Annotated in this window: 23 protein-coding genes; 16 read left to right on the top strand and 7 right to left on the bottom strand. The window is 67.6% G+C overall.

Annotated elements, in window-relative coordinates:
* A partial coding sequence (locus WS49_RS22760; RefSeq protein ID WP_059533514.1) for a tetratricopeptide repeat protein occupies positions 1–2,058 on the top strand: 2,058 nt, incomplete at its 5' end.
* Positions 2,059–2,225: 167 nt separating this feature from the next.
* Here WS49_RS22760 and WS49_RS22755 read toward each other — a convergent pair.
* The 3 genes from WS49_RS22755 to WS49_RS22745 form a co-directional block, all read right to left on the bottom strand.
* The gene (locus WS49_RS22755; protein WP_059533511.1) at positions 2,226–2,525 is read right to left on the bottom strand and encodes a flagellar protein FliT; all 300 of its coding nucleotides are present in this window, start codon (positions 2,523–2,525) and stop codon (positions 2,226–2,228) included.
* 40 nt (positions 2,526–2,565) lie between these two features.
* On the bottom strand, positions 2,566–3,999 hold the full coding sequence (gene fliD / locus WS49_RS22750; RefSeq protein WP_059533509.1) for a flagellar filament capping protein FliD: 1,434 nt from the start codon (positions 3,997–3,999) through the stop codon (positions 2,566–2,568).
* 184 nt (positions 4,000–4,183) lie between these two features.
* The gene (locus WS49_RS22745) at positions 4,184–5,002 is read right to left on the bottom strand and encodes a flagellin domain-containing protein (protein WP_059508662.1); all 819 of its coding nucleotides are present in this window, start codon (positions 5,000–5,002) and stop codon (positions 4,184–4,186) included.
* A 547-nt stretch (positions 5,003–5,549) separates the two neighbouring features.
* Between WS49_RS22745 and rpsU the strand changes: the two genes are divergently transcribed.
* Positions 5,550–5,762: a 30S ribosomal protein S21 gene (rpsU, locus tag WS49_RS22740; RefSeq protein ID WP_006401410.1), complete on the top strand. Its 213-nt coding sequence runs from the start codon at positions 5,550–5,552 to the stop codon at positions 5,760–5,762.
* A gap of 331 nt (positions 5,763–6,093) precedes the next feature.
* Here rpsU and WS49_RS22735 read toward each other — a convergent pair whose 3' ends face one another.
* Entirely contained in the window at positions 6,094–6,699 is a 606-nt protein-coding gene (locus WS49_RS22735) for a DNA-3-methyladenine glycosylase I (protein WP_059533507.1), read from the bottom strand.
* 141 nt (positions 6,700–6,840) lie between these two features.
* Between WS49_RS22735 and WS49_RS22730 the strand changes: the two genes are divergently transcribed.
* Positions 6,841–7,722, top strand: coding sequence for a BadF/BadG/BcrA/BcrD ATPase family protein (locus WS49_RS22730; RefSeq protein WP_059533505.1), 882 nt, complete (start codon positions 6,841–6,843; stop codon positions 7,720–7,722).
* 153 nt (positions 7,723–7,875) lie between these two features.
* Positions 7,876–8,709 carry a Cof-type HAD-IIB family hydrolase gene (locus WS49_RS22725; RefSeq protein WP_059533503.1) on the top strand — a complete coding sequence of 278 codons (834 nt, stop codon included), beginning with the start codon at positions 7,876–7,878 and terminating at the stop codon, positions 8,707–8,709.
* A gap of 105 nt (positions 8,710–8,814) precedes the next feature.
* On the opposite strand, the gene aqpZ is transcribed toward WS49_RS22725, so the two are convergent.
* Positions 8,815–9,555, bottom strand: a complete 741-nt coding sequence (gene aqpZ / locus WS49_RS22720) for an aquaporin Z (RefSeq protein ID WP_059533501.1) — start codon at positions 9,553–9,555, stop codon at positions 8,815–8,817.
* Between the two features lie 297 nt (positions 9,556–9,852).
* Here aqpZ and WS49_RS22715 point away from each other — a divergent pair, with 297 nt between their 5' ends.
* Entirely contained in the window at positions 9,853–10,149 is a 297-nt protein-coding gene (locus WS49_RS22715; protein ID WP_059533499.1) for an H-NS histone family protein, read from the top strand.
* A gap of 110 nt (positions 10,150–10,259) precedes the next feature.
* Here the strand turns inward: WS49_RS22715 and WS49_RS22710 are convergent, their stop codons facing one another.
* On the bottom strand, positions 10,260–11,324 hold the full coding sequence (locus tag WS49_RS22710; protein WP_059533497.1) for a glycosyltransferase family 4 protein: 1,065 nt from the start codon (positions 11,322–11,324) through the stop codon (positions 10,260–10,262).
* A 231-nt stretch (positions 11,325–11,555) separates the two neighbouring features.
* Positions 11,556–11,951, bottom strand: a complete 396-nt coding sequence (locus WS49_RS35255; protein ID WP_156437106.1) for a hypothetical protein — start codon at positions 11,949–11,951, stop codon at positions 11,556–11,558.
* Between the two features lie 39 nt (positions 11,952–11,990).
* Here WS49_RS35255 and flhD point away from each other — a divergent pair, with 39 nt between their 5' ends.
* From flhD to WS49_RS22655, 11 genes are all read left to right on the top strand, one after another.
* Positions 11,991–12,311 (top strand): flagellar transcriptional regulator FlhD, encoded by a 321-nt coding sequence (flhD, locus tag WS49_RS22705; RefSeq protein ID WP_014895554.1) that lies wholly within the window; start codon positions 11,991–11,993, stop codon positions 12,309–12,311.
* A gap of 93 nt (positions 12,312–12,404) precedes the next feature.
* Positions 12,405–12,959 carry a flagellar transcriptional regulator FlhC gene (gene flhC / locus WS49_RS22700; RefSeq protein ID WP_059452623.1) on the top strand — a complete coding sequence of 185 codons (555 nt, stop codon included), beginning with the start codon at positions 12,405–12,407 and terminating at the stop codon, positions 12,957–12,959.
* Between the two features lie 179 nt (positions 12,960–13,138).
* The gene (gene motA, locus WS49_RS22695; protein ID WP_059452624.1) at positions 13,139–13,999 is read left to right on the top strand and encodes a flagellar motor stator protein MotA; all 861 of its coding nucleotides are present in this window, start codon (positions 13,139–13,141) and stop codon (positions 13,997–13,999) included.
* 13 nt (positions 14,000–14,012) lie between these two features.
* The gene (gene motB, locus WS49_RS22690) at positions 14,013–15,032 is read left to right on the top strand and encodes a flagellar motor protein MotB (RefSeq protein WP_059533495.1); all 1,020 of its coding nucleotides are present in this window, start codon (positions 14,013–14,015) and stop codon (positions 15,030–15,032) included.
* Positions 15,033–15,056: 24 nt separating this feature from the next.
* A complete protein-coding gene (locus WS49_RS22685; protein ID WP_059533493.1) occupies positions 15,057–15,434 on the top strand; it encodes a response regulator in 378 nt (125 codons plus the stop codon).
* 33 nt (positions 15,435–15,467) lie between these two features.
* Positions 15,468–17,705: a chemotaxis protein CheA gene (gene cheA, locus WS49_RS22680; RefSeq protein ID WP_059533491.1), complete on the top strand. Its 2,238-nt coding sequence runs from the start codon at positions 15,468–15,470 to the stop codon at positions 17,703–17,705.
* A 48-nt stretch (positions 17,706–17,753) separates the two neighbouring features.
* Positions 17,754–18,269 carry a chemotaxis protein CheW gene (cheW, locus tag WS49_RS22675; RefSeq protein ID WP_031397017.1) on the top strand — a complete coding sequence of 172 codons (516 nt, stop codon included), beginning with the start codon at positions 17,754–17,756 and terminating at the stop codon, positions 18,267–18,269.
* A 37-nt stretch (positions 18,270–18,306) separates the two neighbouring features.
* Entirely contained in the window at positions 18,307–20,253 is a 1,947-nt protein-coding gene (locus WS49_RS22670; protein WP_059533489.1) for a methyl-accepting chemotaxis protein, read from the top strand.
* Between the two features lie 3 nt (positions 20,254–20,256).
* Complete coding sequence (locus tag WS49_RS22665; protein WP_059533487.1) at positions 20,257–21,240, top strand: CheR family methyltransferase; 984 nt, start codon at positions 20,257–20,259, stop codon at positions 21,238–21,240.
* Positions 21,237–21,983, top strand: coding sequence for a chemoreceptor glutamine deamidase CheD (gene cheD / locus WS49_RS22660; RefSeq protein WP_059533485.1), 747 nt, complete (start codon positions 21,237–21,239; stop codon positions 21,981–21,983). The genes WS49_RS22665 and cheD overlap by 4 nt, the downstream gene beginning before the upstream one ends.
* A complete protein-coding gene (locus tag WS49_RS22655; protein WP_059533483.1) occupies positions 21,980–23,071 on the top strand; it encodes a protein-glutamate methylesterase/protein-glutamine glutaminase in 1,092 nt (363 codons plus the stop codon). Before cheD ends, WS49_RS22655 begins: the two co-directional genes overlap by 4 nt.
* Positions 23,072–23,126: the final 55 nt, after the last annotated feature.

Below are 23,126 nucleotides of genomic sequence, written 5' to 3'. Positions count from 1 at the left end.
CTGGGCAACGCGCTGAAGGACCTCGGTCAGGCGGATGCGGCGGTGCTGGCATACGGCAAGGCGATCGAGCATGACCCGCGCTACGCGGACGCGTACAACAATCTCGGCAACGTGCTGACGACGCAGCGCAAGTTCGACGCGGCGGTGGACAGCTACCGCGCGGCCGTCGCGCTGAACCCGGGCCGGGCGATCGTGCACGGCAATCTCGGCACCGCGCTGCTCGCACGCGGCGACCTCGACGAATCCATCGCGACGCTGCGCCGGGCGGTCGAACTCGATCCGCTGGACCCGCAGGTCCACAACTGTCTCGGCAGCGCGCTGCGTGAAGCGGGCCGGAACGACGAAGCGATCGAGCATTTCGAACGGGTTGTCGAACTGTCCGGCGGCGACGTCGACGCACACCTCAACCTGAGCCGGGCGCTGAAGAGCCAGAACCGGATCGAGGAGTCCGTCGAGGCCGGCAAGCGGGCCATCGAGCTGGATCCGCGCCGCGCGGAAGGCTATGTGAACCTGGCCCACGCGTATTACTGGCTGGACCGCGTCGACGACGCGATCGTGCAGTATCGCCATGCGCTCGAATTCGATCCGGATTCGGCGGACATTCACCAGAACCTGTCGATCGCGCTGTGCCAGGCGCGGCGCGTCCATGAAGCGCTGGAAAGCGCGCAGGCCGCCGTCGCACTCGAACCCGGCACCGCGCGCCGGCATGCGCATCTCGCGGACGTGCTGCGCAAGACCGGCGACGTCGACGCGGCGATCCGGTGCTATCGCCGCGCGCTGGAGTGCGATCCCGACAATCCGGGCACCTACACGTCGCTGCTGTTCTGCCTCGCGGGCCAGACCAGCTTCGACCCCGAAGCGTACCTGGCGGATGCGCGCGTGTTCGGCGCGCGCATGTCGATGCACGCGCAGCCGTGGCGGCACCGGCCGGCGCCGCTGAACGGGCGCAGGTTGCGTGTCGGCTTCGTGTCGGGCGATTTCCGGCGGCACCCGGTCGGCATCTTTCTCGAAAGCGTGGTCGCGCATCTCGATCGGTCGCGGCTCGAACTGGTCGCGTTCACGACGTTCGACACCGAGGACGACTACACCGCGCGGCTGAAGCCGCATTTCGACGGCTGGCATCGCATCACGGATCTCGGGACGGAGCAGACGGCCCGACGCATCCACGACGAGCGGATCGACGTGCTCGTCGATCTGGCCGGGCATACGGCGCACAACCGGCTGCCTGCCTTTGCGTGGAAGCCGGCGCCGATCCAGGTGAGCTGGCTCGGCTTTTTCGCGTCGACCGGCATCGCGGAGATGGACTATTTCCTCGGCGATGCGCACGTGCTGCCGGCCGCCGAGGAAGCGCACTTCGTCGAGCGGCCGTGGCGGCTGCCGGACAGCTACCTGTGCTTCACGCCGCCGCCGTACGACGTGCAGGTCGGCCCGCTGCCGATGCTGCGCAACGGGCATATCACGTTCGGTTGCTTCGGCAAGCTCGTGAAGGTGACCGACGACGTGGTGCGCGTCTGGTCGCGCCTGCTGCACACCGTGCCGGGCGCGAAGCTGCTGCTCAAGGCGTATGAACTCGCGGTCGAGGACATCTGCGATGCGACGCGCGCGCGCTTCGCGGCGCACGGCATCGACGCCGACCGCCTGATCCTCGAGCAGGGCTCGTCGCGCGACGCGTACTTCGCTGCGTACAACCGCGCGGACGTGATGCTGAGCCCGTTTCCGTACCCGGGCGGCACGACGACGGCCGAGTCGCTGTGGATGGGCGTGCCGGTGCTCGGGATGAAGGGCGAGCGGTTCGTCACGCACATCTGCGAGAGCCTGCTGCATGCGGCCGGACTCGGCGACTGGATCGCGAGCGACGAAGCGGACTACATCGCGAAGGCCGTCGCGTTTTCCCGCGATCGCGGCGAGCTCGCGGCGATGCGTGCCGGGTTGCGTCAGCAGATGCAGCGTTCGCCGCTCGGCGACGCGAAGCGGTTCGCCCGCCACCTCGAGGACGCGTTCCACGGCATGTGGGACGCGTGGCTCGCCGGCACCCCGGACGACGCGCCGGCGCGGTAACGGCCGCGGCCGGCCAGGCGCCGCGCCGCCGCGCATCGCGGCGCGCTTCGGCGCGGTGCGGCGCATGCGGACGTCCCAAAAAAAAGAAGCCGCATCGCTGCGGCTCTTCGAGGAGTGCGCCCTCGCGGGCGTCGTTGTTGTTCTCGTTCGTTACGCGTCGGTGCGGTTCAGCCGAGCATCCCGGTCGACTGATAACGCGATGCCGCGTCGATGCGCTGCAGCGCCAGCCGATGATTCGTCATCAGCCGTTCGCGGCCGGCCTTCGCCTGTTCGGTGATGATCGCGTCGAGCCGCTGGATCTCGCGGACGATCGCGAGCGCATCCGGCGTCTGGTCCGCGTCGAGCGACATCAGCAGCGTCGCGCGTTCGTCCACGAGCGCGGCGGCGCGCTCCCATGCGTCGTGCGAGACGGCGTCCGCGAGCGCGTGCGTGAGCGCCAGCGCGCGTGTCAGCGAAGTGTGTTCCATGGCGAGTAGTCCTCGTGGGCGGCGGCCGGGTGCCGGTCCGTCACTTGTTGGTGGCGAGCGTGCCGGCGCTGCTCGCACCGCCGAACAGCTGCGTCAGGTACTGCTGGTTGTTCTGCATCTTCGTCATCAGCGTGTTGAGCGCGGTGAACTGCGCGTTGTACTGCGCCGTGAGCGAGGCCTGGTAGTTCTTCAGCTGCGTCGCCTGGTCCTGCAGATTCGACAGGTCCTTGTTCAGCGAGGCCGTGCGCTGGTCGATCAGGCCGCCCGTCTGCGAGTACGAATTCGCGAAGTTGTTCAGCGCGACCCCGACGCCGTTCGTCGAGTTGAAGATCGCCGAGACGGCCGAGCCGTTGGTCGTGAGTGCGGTCTGCAGCTTCGTGCTGTCGACCGTCAGCGTGCCGTCGGTGTTAAGGTTGATGCCGATCGACGACAGGCTGTAGGTCTTGCCGCCCGACGTGACGCCGCCGCTGAGCGCGGTCGCGAGGCCGTTCGTGATCGAGTTCAGCATCGCGTCGCCGAGCAGCGGGCCGGCCGTCGAGCCCGACGACGTGGTCGTGTACGACGACAGGCTCGATGCCGTCGTGACGAAGGTCGAGTACGCCTTCGCGAAATTGTTGATCGCCGTCGTGATGCCGGTCGTGTCCTGCGCGATCGTGAGCGTCTGCGTCGTGTTGACCGCGGCGGCCGTCAGGTTCAGCGTGACGCCGGTCAGCGCGTTGGAGATCTGGTTCGTCGCGCTCGTCACGGTGCTGCCGGCGATCGTGATGTTGGCGTCCGCGGCGGGCGTCACCGTGTTGTAGGTCGACTGCGTCGAGTCGAGCTTGCTGTTCAGGCCGGCGCCCGCGGTGATCGACACCGTGTTCGCCGCCCCCGTGTTGTTCGACGAGAGCACCAGGTGCTGGCCGTCGGACGCGTTGATCACGGTGGCCGTCACGCCCGGGTTGTTCGAGGCCTTGTTGATGTTCGCGGCGATCGTCGCGAGCGTATCGGTCGACGAGACCGACAGCTGCATCGAGCCGGTGCCGACGCCGACGGTCAGCGTGCCGCTGCCGATCGTGTCGGACGACGTGAGCGCCGGCGAAGAAATCGAGTTGGCGGTCGCGACCGCGTTGACTTTCACTGCGTACGTGCCGGCCGCCGCGCCGCTCGCGGTGGTGGCGGTGAGGCCGGAGCCGCTGGCCGTCGCGGTCAGCGCCGACAGCGCCGTGCCGTCGGTGAGGCCCTTCAGCGCCGTTTGCAGCGCCGCGAGCTGCGACTTGATCTGCCCGATCGCGGACAGTTCGGTGTTGTCGGACGTTTGCTTGTTCGCGAGTGCGGTCGTTTGCGCGGCGGTCTTCGCGGTGACGAGCGCGGAGACGAGCGAATTGACGTCGAGCGACGACTTCGTCGAGCCGCTGATGAGGGACTGCGCAGCCTGCTGGAGCGCGGTGTTCAGGTCGCTGGAGGACGTGGTGGTGGTGGTCGTCGAGGTCATTCGGGTGCTCCGGTCCGCATCGCCGGACAGGTTCGGGCGAATCGCGCGTCGGTGTCGAACAAGCGCGCAACGGGAGGTGAGCCTCCCGGGTGCGCGATGAAAAGGCGCGGGCGCCGGACCCAGGTCGCGGCGCCCGTGCCGGCGGACGGCGCGTCGCGAGACGCGCGCCGCCGGTCGTGGGGTATTAACCCAGGAGCTTCAGGACTTGCTGCGGCAGCGAGTTCGCTTGTGCCAGCACCGAGATACCTGCTTGTTGCAGCACTTGCGCCTTGCTCAGGTTCGCCGTTTCCGTCGCGAAGTCCGCGTCGGTGATCTGCGAACGGGCTGCCGACATGTTGGTCGATTGCGTCTGCGTGTTCGTGATGGCCGACTGGAACGTGTTCTGCGTTGCGCCGAGCGTTGCCTGGAACGTGTTGACCTTCGTCAGCACTGCGTCGATCGAGCCCATCGCGGCTTGCGAATCCGTGACGCTCGAAACCGTCAGCGCGGAGAGGCCGAGGTTTGCCGAGTCCCAGCTCTGCGAGCCGAAGTTCGCTGCGATCGTCTGGCCGTTGATTGCGCCGATCTGGAAGCTGACCGTGCCCAGGCCTTGCAGGACGGATTGGCCGTTGAACGTCGTTTGCGTTGCGACGCGCGAGATTTCCGTCAGACGGGTCGAGACTTCCGACTGCAGGTTTGCACGTGCGTTGGAGTCGAGCGAGCCGTCGCCTGCTTCAACTGCCAGCTGGCGGATACGTTGCAGGTTGTCGACGATCGACTGAAGCGCGCCGGCGGTCGTCTGGACCATCGAGATGCCGTTGTTCGCGTTCGACACGCCCTGGTTCAGCGCGTTGATCGCGGCCGTCTGGGTCGTCGCGATTGCGAGGCCCGCTGCGTCGTCTGCTGCGCTGTTCACGCGCTTGCCCGACGACAGGCGGTTGATCGCTTGCGACAGCGCGTTTTGCGAGCCCGACAGGTTCGTCTGCGTCGACAGCGAAAGGATGTTGGTGTTGATGTTCAGCATTTGCTTCCTCGTTTTGGAAAATGCCTGAGTACAGACAGGATCAGGTTCGTTTTCGGCGTTGCGCTTTATCGCGAGTGGCGCTGCCCGCCTTTCCTGGTTGACGGCGGCACCCGGCGAAAACTTTAGAGGGATGTGTGAGGAAAATCGGGACGGAAGCATGCCGCTGCCGCGAAGTCCGCGCCTGGTATGGCTGGCAGCGATTTCGGCGGGGTTGCGCGACGGTCTCGTTGGACGGTTTATGCGGCCGCGCCGCGCGGGGCGGCGAACCGGGATCGACAAAAGGATAGTTTTGTCTGTGATTTCCTGATATGATGGCGGGCTGAATTGAGATTTTCTGTCAAGCCTGTGCCGTCCCGGCACTCTTGCTGGCAGTCAAACGCGGCGCTGCACGCGGCTTGTGAAGCGTACTCGCGGTGCTTTGTGCCTCTCTTTTCCGGCCTCCGAGGCCGTATTTCCGCTCGTTTCGCCTGTTGTGGGGACGCCCGGATGGCCGGTGCGTGGCGCTTGGCCGCTACGTTTTTGACCGTTTAAGCAATTTAGGAACGACATGACGACGATTCTTCTGAAAGAAAACGAGCCGTTCGAAGTGGCGATTCGCCGCTTTCGCCGTGCTATCGAAAAAAATGGCCTGATCGCTGAACTGCGCGAACGCCAGTCCTACGAAAAGCCGACCGCAGTCCGCAAGCGCAAGAAGGCAGCAGCCGTCAAGCGCCTGCACAAGCGCCTGCGCAGCCAGATGCTGCCGAAGAAGCTCCACTAAGAGCATCTACGGTTCGCCGCGAAACGGCGGAGCGTGCTTCGAAAGAAGCCGCTCCGCCGTTTCGCTTTTCGGGCCGGAAAAATCGGCTTCGATCTCGGGAATCAAGCCTTGGCGGGGTGGCCGCCTGGTGGCGACGCGGCGGGTTCGACGGATTGCCGGGCGGTCTCGGGCCGCCGCGGGGGGCGTTCCGAAGTGGTCATCGCGACGCTCGGCGTCGGCGTGACGCGATCGGCATCTGTTTGAAGAAACGCAGCGCGTGCGTGCGAGCCGCGCACGACGCGATGACGTATCGATGCACCGACCCGGCCCGCCGGGCGGGGCTGCGTCGCCGTCAGCCTGCCTTGCGGCGCCGCGCCGGCTGCTGCTTGCCGCCGAGCGCCGCGCATTTGGCGTGACACGGGCAGCCGGTCTCGTGGTCGTTGACCATCCCGGTTGCCTGCATCAGCGCGTAGCAGATCGTCGAGCCGACGAACTTGCAGCCGTATTCCTTCAGCGCCTTGCTGAGCGCATCGGACTCGGCGGTCGACGCGGGCGCGTCGCGATACGACTGCCACGCATTCTGCACCGGCGTGTGGTCGACGAACGACCACAGGAATTGCGCGAGCGACCCGTGGTCGTCGCGAATGCGCTGCACGGCCCGCGCATTGGTCACCGCGGATTCCACCTTCGCGCGATTGCGCACGATGCCCGGATTTTCGAGCAGCTTCTCGATGCGCTTCGGCGTGAAGCGCGCGACCGCGTCGACATCGAACTCGGCGAACGCCTCGCGATAGCCGGCGCGCTTGTTCAGGATCGTCGACCACGACAGCCCCGCCTGCGCGCCTTCCAGAATCAGCATTTCGAACAGATGGCGATCGTCATGCGACGGCACGCCCCACTCGGTATCGTGATAGTGAGCATCCGCTTCCGTCCTTACCCAGTTGCACCGCTGCGACATCGTCAGCCTCGTTCCAGAGTCGATTCGATCGTGCCAGCATAGCGGAAGGCCCATTCACGGCATAGCTGGCCGAACGGCAGATGGGCGCACGGCGCCGATCCGGTTAAGCTTGGCGCCTGTTCGAATCAGCAGGATCAACGCATGACGGCACTACTTTTTGCGATCGGCATCGATGGCGGCGGCACCGGCACCCGTGCGGTACTGGCCGACCGGCACGGGCGCGAGCTCGCGCAGGGGCGCGGCGGCCCGTCGGGGCTCGGCCTCGGCATCGAGCGCGCGTGGGCATCGATCGGCGCGGCCTGCGCCGACGCTTTCACGCGGGCCGGGCTCGAGTTCGACTGGTCGCAATGCGCGCTCGGTTGCGGGCTGGCGGGCGTCAACAATGCCGCGTGGCTCGCCGCGTTCCGTGCGCAGGCGCCGCTCGACGCGCTCGCGATCGAGAGCGACGCGTATACGACCGTCGTCGGCGCGCACGGCGGCGCGCCGGGGCTCATCGTCGCACTCGGCACGGGCAGCATCGCGGCGGCGCTCGACGCGGCGGGCGACTGCCGCATCGCGGGCGGCTTCGGTTTTCCGTCCGGCGACGAGGCGAGTGGCGCGTGGCTCGGCATGCGCGCGCTTGCATACGCGCAGCAGGCGCTCGACGGCCGCGTGCCGCGCGACGCGTTCGCCGGCGCGCTGCTCGCGGAAACGGGCGTGCACGATCGCGACGCGCTCGTCCAGTGGTCGTGCGATGCGAACCAGACGATCTACGCGCGCCTCGCGCCGATCGTGTTCGCGCACCGCGACCATCCTTGCGCGGCGGTGCTGATCGCGCAGGCCGGCGAAGAGATCGGCAAGATGATCGACGCGCTCGATCCGCGGCAGGCGCTGCCGGTCGCGCTGTGCGGCGGGCTGGCCGACGCGCTGGCGCCGGCCGTGCCGGCGCGCCACGCGGCCCGGCTGCGCGCGCCGCTCGACGATTCCGCGCACGGCGCGTTGCGGCTTGCGTTGCAGGCATTGAGGGCAGCCGAAGCGGGGTGAGCGGTTCGAATGGGCAGCGTGCGGTGAGTGGTGAGCCGGCCGGGCAGGCCGAACGGCCCGAAACCGGCCCGTTCCCCAACCGCCCGGCGGCCCCCCGGGCACGACGTTAAAATGGCGGTTCCGCAGCGTTCTGCGCGCCATTCACCCGTCCCCATGTACAAAGTCATCGCCACCGATCTCGACGGCACCCTGCTGAACAGCGACCACCAGCTCGATCCGTACACGATCGAGACCGTCCGCCGGCTCGACCGCGACGGCCTGCAATTCGTGATCGCGACGGGGCGCCACTATGCGGACGTCGCCGGCATCCGCGACGTGCTGGGCATCCGGCCGTACCTGATCACGTCGAACGGCGCGCGCGTGCATGCGCCGGACGACACGGCGATCCACGCGCAGGACATCGATCCCGCGATCGTCCGCGGCCTCGTGCAGCCGGACGTGACCGGCGCGCACGGGCGCGTGATCGTCAACCTGTTCACCGACCGCGGCTGGCTGATCGACCGCGACGCGCCGCACCTGCTCGAATTCCACCAGGATTCGGGATTCCGGTACGACGTGATCGACATGTCCGCGCACGGCGGCGCCGATATCGCGAAGGTGCTGTACATCGGCGAGCCGGCCGATCTGGCGGTGGTCGCCGAGCAGATGCGCGTGCGGTTCGGCGATGCGCTGTACGTCACGTATTCGCTGCCCGACTGTCTCGAAGTGATGACCGCCAACGTGTCGAAGGGCCGCGCGCTGCGTGCGGTGCTCGCGCGGCTCGGCGTCGACGCCGGCCACTGCATCGCGTTCGGCGACAACATGAACGACATCGACCTGCTCGAAACGGCCGGTCACGCGTTCATGATGAACAACGCGAACCCCGACCTGGTCGCGCATCTGCCGCACATCCCGCGGATCGGCAACAACTTCGACGCGGGCGTCGCCCGCCACCTGCGCACGCTGTTCGCGCTCGAGGACACCCTCGACGGCGTCGCCGCTTCCTGAGCGGCCATGAAAAACGGGCGCCAGCGGCGCCCGTCCAAATTACCTGCCTCTATGTTGTTCGACAGCGTGAGGCTCGCTGCTCTGCTCGCGTGACCCCGTAGCGTTTTATTCGTTGGTGCGAGCGGATGCGGGCAGGAGGCCGACGGCATCGTCGCGCCCCGCGATAAGCGGATAGACGATCCCCGCGATTGCCGCACCGATGATCGGCGCGACCCAGAACAGCCACAGCTGGCCGATCGCCTCGCCGCCCACGAACAGCGCCGGGCCGGTCGAGCGGGCCGGGTTCACCGACGTGTTGGTGACGGGGATGGAGATCAGGTGAATCAACGTCAGGCACAGGCCGATCGCGATCGGCGCGAAGCCGGCCGGCGCGCGCTTGTCGGTGGCGCCGAGAATCACGAACAGGAAGAAGGCCGTCATCACGACTTCGCAGATGAACGCCGCGCCGAGCGAGTAATGGCCGGGCGAGCGCTCGCCGAAGCCGTTCGTCGCAAAGCCGCTGCCGACGACGTCGAAGCCCGGCTTGCCGGTCGCGATCAGGTACAGCACGAACGCACCCAGCGTGGCGCCGACCACCTGCGCAACGATGTACGGCGCGAGATCGCGCGCCGGGAAGCGGCCGGCGACCGTCAGGCCGACGCTCACCGCCGGATTCAGGTGGCAGCCCGAAATATGGCCGATCGCGAATGCCATCGTCAGCACAGTCAGGCCGAAGGCGAGTGCGACGCCGGCAAAGCCGATGCCGAGGCCCGGAAAGGCGGCGGCCAGCACGGCGCTTCCGCACCCGCCGAGCACCAGCCAGAACGTGCCGAATACCTCTGCAGCCAGACGCTGAGAAAGATTCATGTAAGGACCTCGTTCAAGTGGGTTGAAGACAAACGGGCGACCGGAGTTTTATTCCGACGCCCGGAATTGGTCTGGATTATAGGAAATGAATCGGCTTCGCGAGGGTCAACGATTGTTAAATTTGAATGGCGGGCGAATGGCTTTTATTAGAATAAGTCCGCATTCTCGATATCGACGAATCGGTTAAAGATGACAGCATTAAATTCGAAGAGCAGGGCGGCAGTACGATGACGTAACGGATGTTGGCGTTCCGGCCGGACTCGCTGGAGCCGCATCATGGAAAAGGGGAGTCGAAAAATGTCTCAATACGCGAAACTCAAGGCGCAGATCGCCGAGTTGCAGGCCCAGGCGGACGACGTGCGTCGCCAGGAAGTGGCGACGGTGATCGCCGACGTCCAGCGGATGATTGCCGAATATGGCCTGACGGCCGAGGACCTGGGCTTCGCGGAGCGCGCGCGGCGCGGCCGTCCGCCGAAAAAGGCGCCGCTGCCCCCGAAATACCGCGACCCGAAGTCGGGCGCAACCTGGAGCGGGCGCGGCAAGCCGCCGAATTGGATCGTCGGGAAAAACCGCGATCGTTTCCTGATCGAATGACCGCGCAAAAAGAAAGAGCCGCATCGACGATGCGGCTCTTTGGCGTTTTCGGGATTTTCACGCCGATTTCGGCGCGAATTTCACCGGATATTTCCTGACGAATTTCGGCGTCAGGCGCCCGCGACCTGACGCAAGACCGGCCGTTTTGCCGCCGTGCAAAGCGATTCGTAAGTTTCGACATAACGCCGCGCCATCGCTTTCGAGCTGAAGCGCGTATCGAAACGTGCGCGGATCGCGTCGCGCGACAGGCTGTCGATCCGGTGCAGCGCGCCGACGGCGCCCTGCACGTCCTCGACGATGAAGCCGGTCACGCCGTCCTCGATCACTTCCGGCACCGAGCCGCGGTTGAACGCGACTACCGGCGTGCCGCAGGCCATCGCCTCGATCATCACCAGGCCGAACGGCTCCGGCCAGTCGATCGGGAACAGCAGCGCCTTCGCGCCGGACAGGAACGCCGGCTTCTGCGCCTCGTTGATCTCGCCGATGAATTCGACGTGCGCCTCGCCGAGCAGCGGCTCGATCACTTCCTTGAAGTAATCGGCGTCGGCCTTGTCGACCTTCGCGGCGATCTTCAGCGGCAACCCGCTTTGCGCGGCGATCCGGATCGCGGTGTCGACCCGCTTTTCGGGGCAGATCCGGCCGAGGAACGCGAGGTATTCGGGCTTCACGTGCGGTTGCGGCGTGAGCAGCGTGTCGGGCAGCCCGTGATACACGGTGCCGGCCCACGCGGCCTGCGGCAGCGGCTTGCGCTGGTTGTTCGAGATCGACACGACCGGCGCGTCCGGGAAGGCGTCGAACACCGGCTGCAGCTCCGGCAGGTCGAGGCGGCCGTGCAGCGTCGTCACGTAAGGCGTATCGAGACGCGACATCAGCGAGAACGGCATGTAGTCGAGGTGGAAGTGCAGCACGTCGAATTCGTGCGCGACACGGGCGACCTGTTCGATCAGGCGCATATGGGGCGCCATCGAGTCGCGGATCGACGGGTCGAGCCGCAGTGCGCGCGGCCATGCCGCCTCGAGACGGGCGGACGTGACGGAGTCGCCGCTCGCGAACAGCGTCACGTCGTGGCCAAGCTCGACGAGCGCCTCGGTGAGGTAGGACACGACACGCTCGGTGCCGCCATAGAGTTTCGGCGGGACAGCTTCGTAAAGCGGCGCGATCTGGGCAATACGCATGGGCGTTCTCCGGTGTCGACCAGCGCGGGGCGCTCGAATGCGCATGCTGGTCCGATGCAGGGTTGCGGAACTCGCCGACGCACGCGCTTCGCGGTACGTGGCCCGGTCCGGGGCGCGGTGCGCGGGAGGCCGGGCGGCAAGCTGCGGGGCGGGCCGGCACGGCTCCCGCCGCCGCCCATTGGAGTCCATTATCGATATCGCCTTCAGGGGTTCGAGTGTTTTTTCAAACACTTAAGGCTTGTTACACCATGAAATACGCGAAAACCCCGATAAAAAGGGTGCGGAAACATAAAGCGATATGGCAACGAGAATTGTTGCGCTATCGTGAAAAACCACTATAATTTTTACCGATTCACTTTCCGGCAGCCTTGTCGGAAGGCCTCCAGCCGGATTTGTCCCATGCGGTACCGCATCGTCGACGAATTCGCGCGTCACTCGCCCCGCCGTTTGTTCCCTTTCAATTCGCTTTGTCGGAAAAATTCCTACACGGTTTACAGACAAATCCTGCGCGGCATACGCCACTTCGCTGATACCGACATAAATCCCGTTTGGCCAAAATTCGCCCTGTAAGACTATAAACGTGCCGACGGTGCGCCCAGCGCGGCCTGATCGAGCAAACGTTTTCATAACATGAAAGGCCAAAGCAAAGCTCTTAACGGGGGAATCATGAGCGCCACCAGCGAAATGCTCAGTGAGATCAAAGAGGTCAACCTGTCGTACCTCCTCCTCGCGCAGCGCCTGCTGCGGGAAGACAAAGCGATGGGCATGTTCCGCATGGGCGTGTCCCAGGAACTGGCCGACGTGCTCGCGAACCTCACGCTCGCCCAGACCGTGAAGCTCGCCGCATCGAACCAGATGTTGTGCCGCTTCCGCTTCGACGATCACGCGTTGCTGTCGTCGCTCGCCGACAAGGGGCGCAGCGACGTCGTCACGCACGCGCATTCGGCCATCCTGATGGCCGGCCAGCCGGTCGAAAGCGTCCGCTGATCCTTCCCGCCTTGCGTTCGTCCCGGCGCGCCGCGCCGGCCGGCGGCGCTTTGGCCACTCATCCGAACAACGTCAAGCGGACGGTTATTCACCATGGCAAGCAAAAGCGTCGTGATCGAGGTGAAGGAAATCACCCTCGCCATCGAACTGATCGAACTGGGCGCCCGGCTGCAGCTGCTGGAGGCGGAAACGAGCCTGTCGCGCGATCGCCTGATCAAGCTGTACAAGGAGCTGAAGGGCGCGTCGCCGCCGAAGGGGATGCTGCCGTTCTCGACCGACTGGTTCATGACGTGGCAGCCGAACATCCACTCGTCGCTGTTCTACAACATCTACCGGTTCATGCAGGATCACGGCCGCTGCGAGCCGATCCAGTCGATCGTGAAGGCGTACCGGCTCTATCTGGAGCACGTGAACCTGTCCGGCGACGAGGCCGCGCTGAGCCTCACGCGCGCGTGGACGCTGGTGCGCTTCTTCGACTCGGGGATGCTGCAGATGACCCCGTGCACGCGCTGCGGCGGCCACTTCGTCGCGCACGCGCATGATCCGCATCAAGGTTTCGTGTGCGGCCTCTGCCAGCCGCCGTCGCGCGCGGGCAAGACCCGCAAGGCCGCCGCCGCGCGCGCCGAGTTGTCCGCCGCCGCGGCCTGAGCGCCTTCGGGCGGGGCGCGAGCGGACGCCGGACGGCTGCCGCGCGCCGCGCGAACCGGCCGGGGCTTGCTGGTAAACACCGCCGCGCCGCCGCGGCGCGACCGCGAAAGTTTTCCTGCCGACTGCCGTAAACCTGATTAACGGCGGTCTCCCCGCCGGTCATTCGTGAGGGACAGGCAGTGCTGATTATCGTGGGAACACTCGTGACGCTGTTGTCCGTCTTCGGCGGTTATGCGCTGGCAGGCGGGCATCTGGGCGCATTGATCCAGCCGGTCGAGATCCTGATGATCGCGGGCGCGGGCGTCGGCGCGTTCATCCTCGGCAACGGCATGAAGACCATCAAGGGGACGCTGCGTGTGCTGCCGACGCTCTTCAAGGGCTCGAAGTACACCAAGGACGTCTATATGGAGCTGATGGCGCTCCTGTACGTGCTGCTCGCGAAGGCGCGCAAGGAAGGCACGCTGACGCTCGAGGCCGACATCGACGATCCGGACAAGAGCCCGATCTTCACGCAATACCCGAAGATCCTCGCCGATCGCCACATCGTCGAATTCCTGACCGATTACCTGCGCCTGATGGTCGGCGGCAACATGAACGCGTTCGAGATCGAGAGCCTGATGGACGAGGAGATCGAGACGCACCACGCCGAAGGCGAGGGCCCGGCCCACGCGCTGATGCGCGTCGGCGACGCGATGCCGGCGTTCGGGATCGTCGCGGCCGTGATGGGCGTCGTCCACACGATGGCATCCGCCGACAAGCCGCCCGCGGTGCTCGGCGCGATGATCGCGCAGGCGCTGGTCGGCACGTTCCTCGGGATCCTGCTGTCGTACGGGCTGATCGGGCCGCTCGCGAGCCTCGCGGAGCAGCGCGTGGCCGAGTCGACCAAGATGTTCCAGTGCATCAAGGTGACGATCCTCGCGAGCCTGAACGGCTATGCGCCGGCGATCGCGGTCGAGTTCGGCCGCAAGGTGCTGTTCTCGACCGAGCGGCCGTCGTTCACCGAGCTCGAAGAGCACGTGCGCCGCGTGAAGGCGAAGTAACGCGGAGCGTTCGATGAGCAAGAACAAGGATCGCGCGATCGTCGTGAAACGGGTGGCCCCGCAGAAGAAGGGCCACCACGGCGGCGCATGGAAGCTCGCCTACGCGGACTTCATGACCGCGATGATGGCGTTCTTCCTGCTGATGTGGCTGCTGAGCTCGGTCACGCCGGTGCAGCTGAAGGGGATCGCCGAGTACTTCAACACGCCGCTGAAGGCCGCGCTGTTCGGCAGCGGCGACCGCAGCTCGCAGGACTCGAGCATCATCAACGGCGGCGGCCGCGACCTGTCGAGCCTCGACGCCGGCTCGCTGCGCCGCACCGACGGCACGACGTCGCTCGCCGACCGCGTCGCGAAGGCCGGCGACGACAAGACGCGCTCGCAGGCGCAGGGCGCGCAGGACCGGCTCGAGCAGACGCGCCTGCACGACCTGCAGATCAAGCTGATGGCGGCGATCGAGGCGAATCCGACGCTGCGCCAGTTCAAGCAGCAGATCCGCATCGATTCGACGCTGATGGGGCTGCGCATCGAGATCGTCGATACGCAGAAGCGGCCGATGTTCGCGATGTCGAGCGACCACGTCGAGCCGTACATGCGCGACATCCTGCGCGAGATCGGCAAGACGCTGAACGACGTGCCGAACCGGATCATCGTCCAGGGCCACACCGACGCGGTGCCGTACGCGGGCGGCGAGGGCGGCTACAGCAACTGGGAGCTGTCGGCCGACCGCGCGAACGCGTCGCGCCGCGAGCTGATCGCGGGCGGCATGGACGAGGCGAAGGTGCTGCGCGTGCTCGGCCTCGCGTCGACGCAGAACCTGAACAAGGCCGATCCGCTCGATCCGGAAAACCGCCGGATCAGCGTGATCGTGCTGAATCGCAAATCCGAAGACGCGCTGATGCGCGACGACGCGACGACCACGACGCTGTCGGCCGACGCGGCGGGCTCGAAGCTGCTGGCCCAGCAGCTCGACGGCCCGGCGCCGGCCGCGCGACCGGCGCTCGCGAGCGCCGTCGCCGTGGCGCCGAAACCCTGACGTTTCCCAGATTTCGAGACAGACATGATCCGAACCATTCTCGCCATCGACGACTCGGCGACCATGCGCGCGCTGCTGCAGGCGACGCTGGCGCAGGCCGGCTACGACGTGACGGTGGCGCCGGACGGCGAAGCCGGCTTCGACATGGCGGCCACCGTGCCGTACGACCTGGTGCTGACCGACCAGAACATGCCGCGCAAGAACGGGCTCGAGGTGATCGCCTCGCTGCGCAAGCTGACGGCATACGCGGATACGCCGATCCTCGTGCTGACCACCGAGGGCAGCGATGCCTTCAAGGACGCCGCGCGCGACGCGGGCGCGACCGGCTGGATCGAAAAGCCGATCGACCCGGCCGTGCTGATCGACCTGGTTGCGACGCTCTCCGAGCAGACCGCCTCCTGACATGTACGCGACGAATTCAACCGGTGACCGGGCATGACTCTCGACATCACGCAGTTCTACCAGACCTTTTTCGACGAAGCGGACGAGTTGCTCGCGCAAATGGAGCAGCTGCTGCTGAACCTCGACGTCGGCTCGCCCGACCCCGAGGACCTGGCCGCGATCTTCCGCGCCGCGCATTCGATCAAGGGCGGCGCGGCGACCTTCGGCTTTTCCGCGCTGACCGAGACGACCCACATCCTCGAGTCGCTGCTCGACCGCGCGCGCAACCATGAGCTGACGCTGACCAAGGAAATGGTCGACGCGTTCCTCGAGACCAAGGACGTGCTGTCCGACCAGCTGGTCGACTATCGCGCCAGCGCGGAACCGGACGCGGCGGCTGCCGCGACGATCTGCGCGAAGCTCGAACGCCTGAAGGCCGAGAGCGGCGCGGGTGCGCCCGCGGCCGCGGACGTCGCGCCTGCGGTGCCGGCCGAGGCGGCCGCACCGGCCCCGGCGCCCGTCGCCGACGACCGCGCGCCCGATCACGTGGTCGAACAGGCCGTCGCGGCCGCGCATCCGGCGGACGACGCCGGCGCGGGCGGCCCGCACCTGAAGATCACGCTCGTCGGCGTCGACGCGAAGGACCAGGCGCTGCTCACCGAGGAACTCGGCAATCTCGGCCGGATCGTCGGCCGCGAGGAAGCGGGCGCGGACCTGACGCTGTGGCTCGAATCGGACGTGCCGTCCGACGACATCGTCGCCGTGTGCTGCTTCGTGATCGACGACAGCCAGATCCGCATCGCGCGCGGCACCGCGCCGGCCGCACCGGCGGCGCCTGCCGCCGCGCCGGCCGCGCTCGAACCGGCCGCCGCGCCGGAGCCGGCCGCGCGCGTCGAGGTCTTCGCGCAAGCCGCCGGTGCCGCGCCGGCCGCCGCCGCGTCGCACGCGCCGGCGCAGCCGGGCGCCGCCGCGCAACCGGCGCCGCAAGCGGCCCCGCAACCGCACGCCGAAGCCGCCGCGCCGGCTGCCCACGCCGCCGCCCACCACGACGACAAGCGTCCGCGCCCGGCCGCCGCCGCATCGGGCGCCGAAGGCAGCTCGATCCGCGTCGGCGTCGAGAAGGTCGACCAACTGATCAACCTGGTCGGCGAACTCGTGATCACGCAGGCGATGCTCGCGGAAACGGCGAGCGCGTTCGATCCGGCGCTGCACGACCGCCTCTTCAACGGGATGGCGCAACTGGAACGCAACGCGCGCGACCTGCAGGAAGCGGTGATGTCGATCCGCATGATGCCGATGGACTACGTGTTCAGCCGCTTCCCGCGTCTCGTGCGCGACCTGGCCGGCAAGCTCGGCAAGCAGGTCGAGCTCGTCACGTTCGGCCAGGCGACCGAGCTCGACAAGAGCCTGATCGAGCGGATCATCGACCCGCTCACCCACCTCGTGCGCAACAGCCTCGACCACGGGATCGAGACCGTCGACAAACGCGTCGCCGCCGGCAAGGACGCGGTCGGCCAGCTCGTGCTGTCGGCCGCGCATCACGGCGGCAACATCGTGATCGAGGTCAGCGACGACGGCGGCGGCTTGAACCGCGAGCGGATTCTCGCGAAGGCCGCCAAGCAGGGCATGCAGATTCCCGACACCATCAGCGACGACGAAGTCTGGCAACTGATCTTCGCGCCGGGCTTCTCGACCGCCGAGACGGTGACCGACGTGTCGGGCCGCGGCGTCGGGATGGACGTCGTGAAGCGCAACATCCAGTCGATGGGCGGCCACGTCGAGATCAGCTCGCAGGCCGGCCGCGGCACGACCACGCGGATCGTGCTGCCGCTCACGCTCGCGATTCTCGACGGGATGTCGGTGAAGGTCGGCACGGAGATCTTCATCCTGCCGCTGAACTTCGTGATGGAGTCGCTGCAGCCGTCGAACGACGACATCTACACGGTCGGCAACGGCGAGCGCGTGGTGCGCGTGCGCGGCGAATACCTGCCGCTCGTCGCGCTGCACGAGGTGTTCTCGGTCGAGGACGCGCGCACCGATCCGACCCAGGGAATCGTCACGATCATGGAAACCGAGGGGCGCCGCTTCGCGATGCTGATCGACGAGCTGGTCGGCCAGCAGCAGGTGGTCGTGAAGAACCTCGAAACGAATTACCGCAAGGTGCACGGCATCTCGGCGGCGACCATCCTCGGCGACGGCAGCGTCGCACTGATCGTCGACGTCGCGGCGCTGAACCGTGAAACCCGTGCGACGCACGGCGCCCGAGCCGGCGCCGAGCTCGCCATCTTCTGACTCTCGCCATTCAACCGATTGGGGGCAAACGTGTCTGCTGAAGTCCAAATGATCAATCCGGCCGCGGCGAACGCGGCAACCAGCCGCCGCGACGCGGAGCAGGGCGATGCGACGGGCCAGGAGTTCCTCGTCTTCACGCTCGGCGACGAGGAATACGGGATCGACATCCTGAAGGTGCAGGAAATCCGCGGCTACGACAGCGTCACGCGCATCGCGAACGCGCCGGACTTCATCAAGGGCGTGATCAACCTGCGCGGGATCATCGTGCCGATCGTCGACATGCGGATCAAGTTCCATCTCGGCCGCGTCGAGTACGACCACCAGACCGTCGTGATCATCCTGAACGTGTCGAACCGCGTGGTCGGGATGGTGGTCGACGGCGTGTCGGACGTGCTGACGCTGCAGACCGACCAGATCATGCCGGCGCCGGAGTTCGGCGCGACGCTGACGACCGAGTACCTGACGGGCCTCGGCACCGTCGATGGCCGGATGCTGATCCTGATGGACATCGAGAAGCTGATGTCGAGCCGGGAAATGGCGCTGATCGAGACGCTCGGCGGGTAAGCGCGCCGCGCGCGCAGGAATTTCGGGAGAATCTGCAATGTTGCATAACTGGTCGATCCGCACGACGCTCACGGCGGTCGGACTCATCCTCGTGTGCCTGGCCGCCGCGGTCGGCGGGCTCGGCCTCTACGCGCTCAATCACGCGAGCCGTTCGCTCGACGAGATCGCGCACGTCGACCTGCCGGCGATTCACACGCTGGACGACACGGCCGCGCACCTGCTGCGCTCGCGCATTGCGCTCGATCGCTTCCGTACGCTGACCGAAGCCGGCAATACGGCCGAGGCGGCGAAGGTGCTCGACCGCGCGCAGGAGCTGTATACGAAGTCGAACCAGAACTGGCAGGCGTTCCAGTCGACGCCGAAGCTCGGCGTCGAGCAGGCGCTCGTCGACGAGCTCACCGCCCGCTACACGACGATCGTGAAGGAAGGCGTCGAGCCCGAATTTGCCGCGGCGCGCGCGGGCGACATGGCGGCGTACCACGCGATTGCCGACGCGAAGATCAGCCCGATGTTCGTCGCGTTCGACCAGACGGCGGCGGCCGTGATCGCATCGCTGCAGAAGCGCGCGGAAGAACGCCAGGCCGCGACGCAGTCGCAGATCTCGCTGATGGTCGCGCTGATCGCGGCCGGCATCGCGATCGCGTTCGTCGTCGTGATCGCGATCCGCTTCGCCATGCGCGGGCTGATCGTGAAGCCGCTCGAGGACGCGATCGCGCACTTCGAGCGCATCGCCGGCGGCGACCTCACGCAGCCGGTGAACGTGTCCAGCACCAACGAAATCGGCCGCCTGTTCGGCGGCATCAAGCGGATGCAGGACGCCGTGACGACGATGGTGCAGGCCGTGCATCGCGGCACCGAGTCGATCGACGTCGGCGCGCGCGAGATCTCGACCGGCAACACCGACCTGTCGCAGCGCACCGAGGAGCAGGCCGCGTCGCTGCAGGAAACCGCATCGAGCATGGAGCAGCTGACCGGCACCGTGCGGCAGAACGCGGAGAACGCGCGGCAGGCGAGCCAGCTCGCGGTGAACGCGTCCGACATTGCGACGCAGGGCGGCGACGTCGTCGGCCAGGTCGTGTCGACGATGCAGGACATCGCGGCGAGCTCGGGCAAGGTCGTCGACATCATCGGCACGATCGAAGGCATCGCGTTCCAGACCAACATCCTCGCGCTGAACGCGGCGGTCGAAGCCGCGCGCGCGGGCGAGCAGGGCCGCGGTTTCGCCGTGGTCGCGGGCGAAGTGCGCTCGCTGGCGCAACGCAGCGCGAGCGCCGCGAAGGAAATCAAGCAGCTGATCGGCGATTCGGCCGAGAAGGTCGAAAGCGGGTCGGCACTCGTCGCGCGCGCCGGCTCGACGATGGACGAGATCGTGCAGGCCGTGCGCCGCGTGACCGACATCATGGGCGAGATCAGCGCCGCGTCGGACGAGCAGTCGACCGGCATCGAGCAGGTCAATCGCGCGGTCGGCCAGATGGATTCGGTCACGCAGCAGAACGCGGCGCTCGTCGAGCAGGCCGCGGCGGCGGCCGCATCGCTCGAGGAGCAGACGCGCCAGATGAAGGCGGTCGTGTCGGAGTGGCGCGTCGCGGGCGGCATCGCGCTCGCGCCGGCGCGCAACGCTGCACGCCCGGCCGCGCATGCAGCGGCGCCGGCGTTGCCGTCGGCGCACCGTCACGAAGCGGCGCCGGCCGCATTGCCGGCACCGCAGCCTGCCGCGCAGCCGGCCCGTCGCGTCGCACCGGCGCCGCATGCCGCGGCGCCGGCCGCGAGCCACGAAACCCGGCGCGCGCCGGACGCCGCTGCCGCACGCGCGTCGAAGGAAGCGCCGGCCGCGGGCGGCTACGGCCCGCGTCTCGCGAAGGCGGCCGCCGCACCGGCGCCGAAGTCCGCCGAGAAGCCCGCACTGGTACGCCCCGCGCTGAACGGCGAGAAGCCGGCGATGGCGGCGGCCGGCACGTCCGACGACGACTGGGAGACTTTCTAAGCCATGCCGTCCGCGCGCGCACCGTTTCGACCCGATGCACCGGATGCCTCGCCCCGCGCGGGCGAGCCGGGGCGCGACTTCGCGTTTACCGGCGCGGATTTCGCACGCATCCGCGCGCTGATCCATCAACGCGCGGGCATTTCGCTGTCCGAGCACAAGCGCGACATGGCGTACAGCCGGCTCGCACGCCGGCTGCGCGCACGCGGCCTCGACACGTTCCGCGACTACCTCGACCTGCTCGAGCAGGAGGACGATCCGCTCGAGTGGGAAGCGTTCACCAACGCGCTGACGACGAACCTGACCGCGTTCTTCCGCGAGTCGCACCATTTCCCGATCCTCGCCGACTTCGTGAAGCGTCGCGCGGCGCCCGTGTCGGTGTGGTGCTCGGCGGCGTCGACCGGCGAGGAGCCTTATTCGATCGCGATCACGCTGATCGAGGCGCTCGGCGAATCGGCCGCGCGCGGCGCATCGATCCTCGCGACCGATCTCGACACGCAGGTGCTCGCGAAGGCCGAGGCCGGCATCTACACGTACGACCAGGTCAAGCACCTGAGCCCGGAGCGGCTCAAGCGCTTCTTCCTGAAAGGCACGGGCGCGCAGGCCGGCCGCGTGAAGGTGCGCCCGGAACTGCGCGCGATGATCCGCTTCGAGCAGCTGAACCTGACCGATGCCGACTACGGGATCGCGAAGCCGTTCGACGCGATCTTCTGCCGCAACGTGATGATCTATTTCGACAAGCCGACGCAGGGGCAGGTGCTGTCGCGCTTCGAGCCGCTCGTGAAGCCGGGCGGCCTGCTGTTCGCCGGGCATTCGGAGAATTTCACGTACGTCTCGCAGGCGTTCCGGCTGCGCGGGCAGACGGTGTACGAACTGACGCGCGATGCCGCGCCGGGCCTGCGCCCGCACGGCGCCGCGCCGGCCGCGGCGGCGCCGCGCGCCCATGCGCGTGCCGCGGGCGCCGTGCCCGCTTACGGAGAACGCGGATGAGCGCCCTGCCGATCGCGACCAATCGCTACTTCGACAACCACTTCGAACGCCCCGGCGTGAAGCTGCTGCCGAACGAGTTCTACACGACGTCCGAGGACATGGTGCTGATGACCGTGCTCGGCTCGTGCGTCGCCGCGTGCCTGCACGACCCGTTGGCGGGCATCGGCGGGATGAATCACTTCATGCTGCCCGACGACGGCGCCGATGCCGGCGCGGCCGCGTCGGAGTCGATGCGCTACGGCGCGTACGCGATGGAAGTGCTGATCAACGAACTGATCAAGGCCGGCGGGCGCCGCGAGCGCCTCGAGGCGAAGGTGTTCGGCGGCGCGGCCGTGCTGGCCGGGATGACGACCATCAACATCGGCGACCGCAACGCGGATTTCGTGCGCCGCTATCTGGCGCTCGAACGCATCCGCATCACCGCGGAGGACTTGCAGGGCGTGCACCCGCGCAAGGTCGCGTTCATGCCGCGCACCGGCCGCGCGATGGTGAAGAAGCTGCGGCTGCAGGTGCCGGGGGTGACCGAGCGCGAAGCCGCGCTGGCGCGCGAGGCCGACCGCGCGCGCGCCGAGCGGCCGCGCGCGCACGTCGAGCTGTTCGCGGCGAAGCGGCCGGCCGCGCCGCCGCCGGCACGCCCGCGCATCGAGCTGTTCGGCGCACGCGGCGGCGCGGGCGCGCAGACGACGAACACGAAGGCCGGCAGCCCGTTTGCGGCCAACCTTTCGAGAAAGCAGGAGGCATGACCGCAGTGCAGAAGATCAAAGTGTTGTGCGTCGACGACTCGGCGCTGATCCGCAGCCTGATGACGGAGATCATCAACAGCCAGCCCGACATGGAAGTGTGCGCGACCGCGCCCGATCCGCTCGTCGCGCGCGAGCTCATCAAGCAGCACAACCCGGACGTCCTGACGCTGGACGTCGAAATGCCGCGCATGGACGGGCTCGACTTCCTCGAGAAGCTGATGCGCCTGCGGCCGATGCCGGTCGTGATGGTGTCGTCGCTGACCGAGCGCGGCTCCGAAATCACGCTGCGCGCGCTCGAACTCGGCGCGGTGGATTTCGTCACGAAGCCGCGCGTCGGGATTCGCGACGGCATGCTCGACTACGCGGAAAAGCTCGCGGACAAGATCCGCGCCGCATCGCGCGCGCGCGTGCGCCAGACGCCGCAGCCGCAGGCCGCCGCGCGCGCGGCGAGCGGCCAGCCGGCCGCGCCGATGGTCAACAACCCGCTCGTCAGTACCGAGAAGCTGATCATCATCGGCGCGTCGACGGGCGGCACCGAGGCGATCCGCGAGGTGCTGACGCCGCTGCCGCCGGACGCGCCGGCGGTGCTGATCGCGCAGCACATGCCGCCCGGCTTCACGAAGTCCTTCGCGCAGCGGCTGAACGGCCTGTGCCGGATCGCGGTGAAGGAAGCCGAGCACGGCGAGCGCGTGCTGCCGGGTCATGCGTACATCGCGCCGGGCCATGCGCACCTGCTGCTCGCGCGCAGCGGCGCGAACTACATCGCGCAGCTGTCCGACGAGCCGCCGGTGAACCGGCACCGGCCGTCGGTCGACGTGCTGTTCCGCTCGGCGGCGCAGCATGCGGGCAAGAACGCGATCGGCGTGATCCTCACGGGGATGGGCCGCGACGGCGCGGCCGGCCTGCTGGACATGAAGCGCGCGGGCGCCCACACGTTCGCGCAGGACGAGGCGAGCTGCATCGTGTTCGGGATGCCGCGCGAGGCGATCGCGCTCGGCGGCGCGGACGAGGTCGCGCCGCTGTCGGAGATGAGCCGGCGCGTGATGGCGCGACTGGCGACGATGGGCGACCGCGTGCAGCGCGTCTGAATGAAATGTCACGGGGCACGTGCGATGCTGCGGGCCCCGACGGTAACGAATCTGC

The organism is Burkholderia sp. RF7-non_BP4, from assembly GCF_001521935.1.
Taxonomy (GTDB): Bacteria; Pseudomonadota; Gammaproteobacteria; order Burkholderiales; family Burkholderiaceae; genus Burkholderia; species Burkholderia diffusa.
The sequence above is the reverse complement of the archived record's forward strand: the minus strand, read 5'-3'. Positions and strand labels throughout refer to the sequence as shown.

Bases quoted from the DNA above. Each gene is read 5' to 3' on its own strand.
- cheD (WP_059533485.1), top strand. From the start codon at position 21,237: ATGAGCGCCCTGCCGATCGCGACCAATCGCTACTTCGACAACCACTTC.
- WS49_RS22745 (WP_059508662.1), bottom strand. From the start codon at position 5,002: ATGCTGAACATCAACACCAACATCCTTTCGCTGTCGACGCAGACGAAC.
- WS49_RS22730 (WP_059533505.1), top strand. From the start codon at position 6,841: ATGACGGCACTACTTTTTGCGATCGGCATCGATGGCGGCGGCACCGGC.
- aqpZ (WP_059533501.1), bottom strand. From the start codon at position 9,555: ATGAATCTTTCTCAGCGTCTGGCTGCAGAGGTATTCGGCACGTTCTGG.
- WS49_RS22685 (WP_059533493.1), top strand. From the start codon at position 15,057: ATGATCCGAACCATTCTCGCCATCGACGACTCGGCGACCATGCGCGCG.
- WS49_RS22710 (WP_059533497.1), bottom strand. From the start codon at position 11,324: ATGCGTATTGCCCAGATCGCGCCGCTTTACGAAGCTGTCCCGCCGAAA.
- WS49_RS22735 (WP_059533507.1), bottom strand. From the start codon at position 6,699: ATGTCGCAGCGGTGCAACTGGGTAAGGACGGAAGCGGATGCTCACTAT.
- WS49_RS22715 (WP_059533499.1), top strand. From the start codon at position 9,853: ATGTCTCAATACGCGAAACTCAAGGCGCAGATCGCCGAGTTGCAGGCC.
- motB (WP_059533495.1), top strand. From the start codon at position 14,013: ATGAGCAAGAACAAGGATCGCGCGATCGTCGTGAAACGGGTGGCCCCG.
- flhC (WP_059452623.1), top strand. From the start codon at position 12,405: ATGGCAAGCAAAAGCGTCGTGATCGAGGTGAAGGAAATCACCCTCGCC.
- cheA (WP_059533491.1), top strand. From the start codon at position 15,468: ATGACTCTCGACATCACGCAGTTCTACCAGACCTTTTTCGACGAAGCG.
- rpsU (WP_006401410.1), top strand. From the start codon at position 5,550: ATGACGACGATTCTTCTGAAAGAAAACGAGCCGTTCGAAGTGGCGATT.
- WS49_RS22755 (WP_059533511.1), bottom strand. From the start codon at position 2,525: ATGGAACACACTTCGCTGACACGCGCGCTGGCGCTCACGCACGCGCTC.
- cheW (WP_031397017.1), top strand. From the start codon at position 17,754: ATGATCAATCCGGCCGCGGCGAACGCGGCAACCAGCCGCCGCGACGCG.
- WS49_RS22655 (WP_059533483.1), top strand. From the start codon at position 21,980: ATGACCGCAGTGCAGAAGATCAAAGTGTTGTGCGTCGACGACTCGGCG.
- WS49_RS22665 (WP_059533487.1), top strand. From the start codon at position 20,257: ATGCCGTCCGCGCGCGCACCGTTTCGACCCGATGCACCGGATGCCTCG.
- fliD (WP_059533509.1), bottom strand. From the start codon at position 3,999: ATGACCTCGACGACCACCACCACCACGTCCTCCAGCGACCTGAACACC.
- WS49_RS35255 (WP_156437106.1), bottom strand. From the start codon at position 11,951: ATGAAAACGTTTGCTCGATCAGGCCGCGCTGGGCGCACCGTCGGCACG.
- WS49_RS22670 (WP_059533489.1), top strand. From the start codon at position 18,307: ATGTTGCATAACTGGTCGATCCGCACGACGCTCACGGCGGTCGGACTC.
- WS49_RS22725 (WP_059533503.1), top strand. From the start codon at position 7,876: ATGTACAAAGTCATCGCCACCGATCTCGACGGCACCCTGCTGAACAGC.
- flhD (WP_014895554.1), top strand. From the start codon at position 11,991: ATGAGCGCCACCAGCGAAATGCTCAGTGAGATCAAAGAGGTCAACCTG.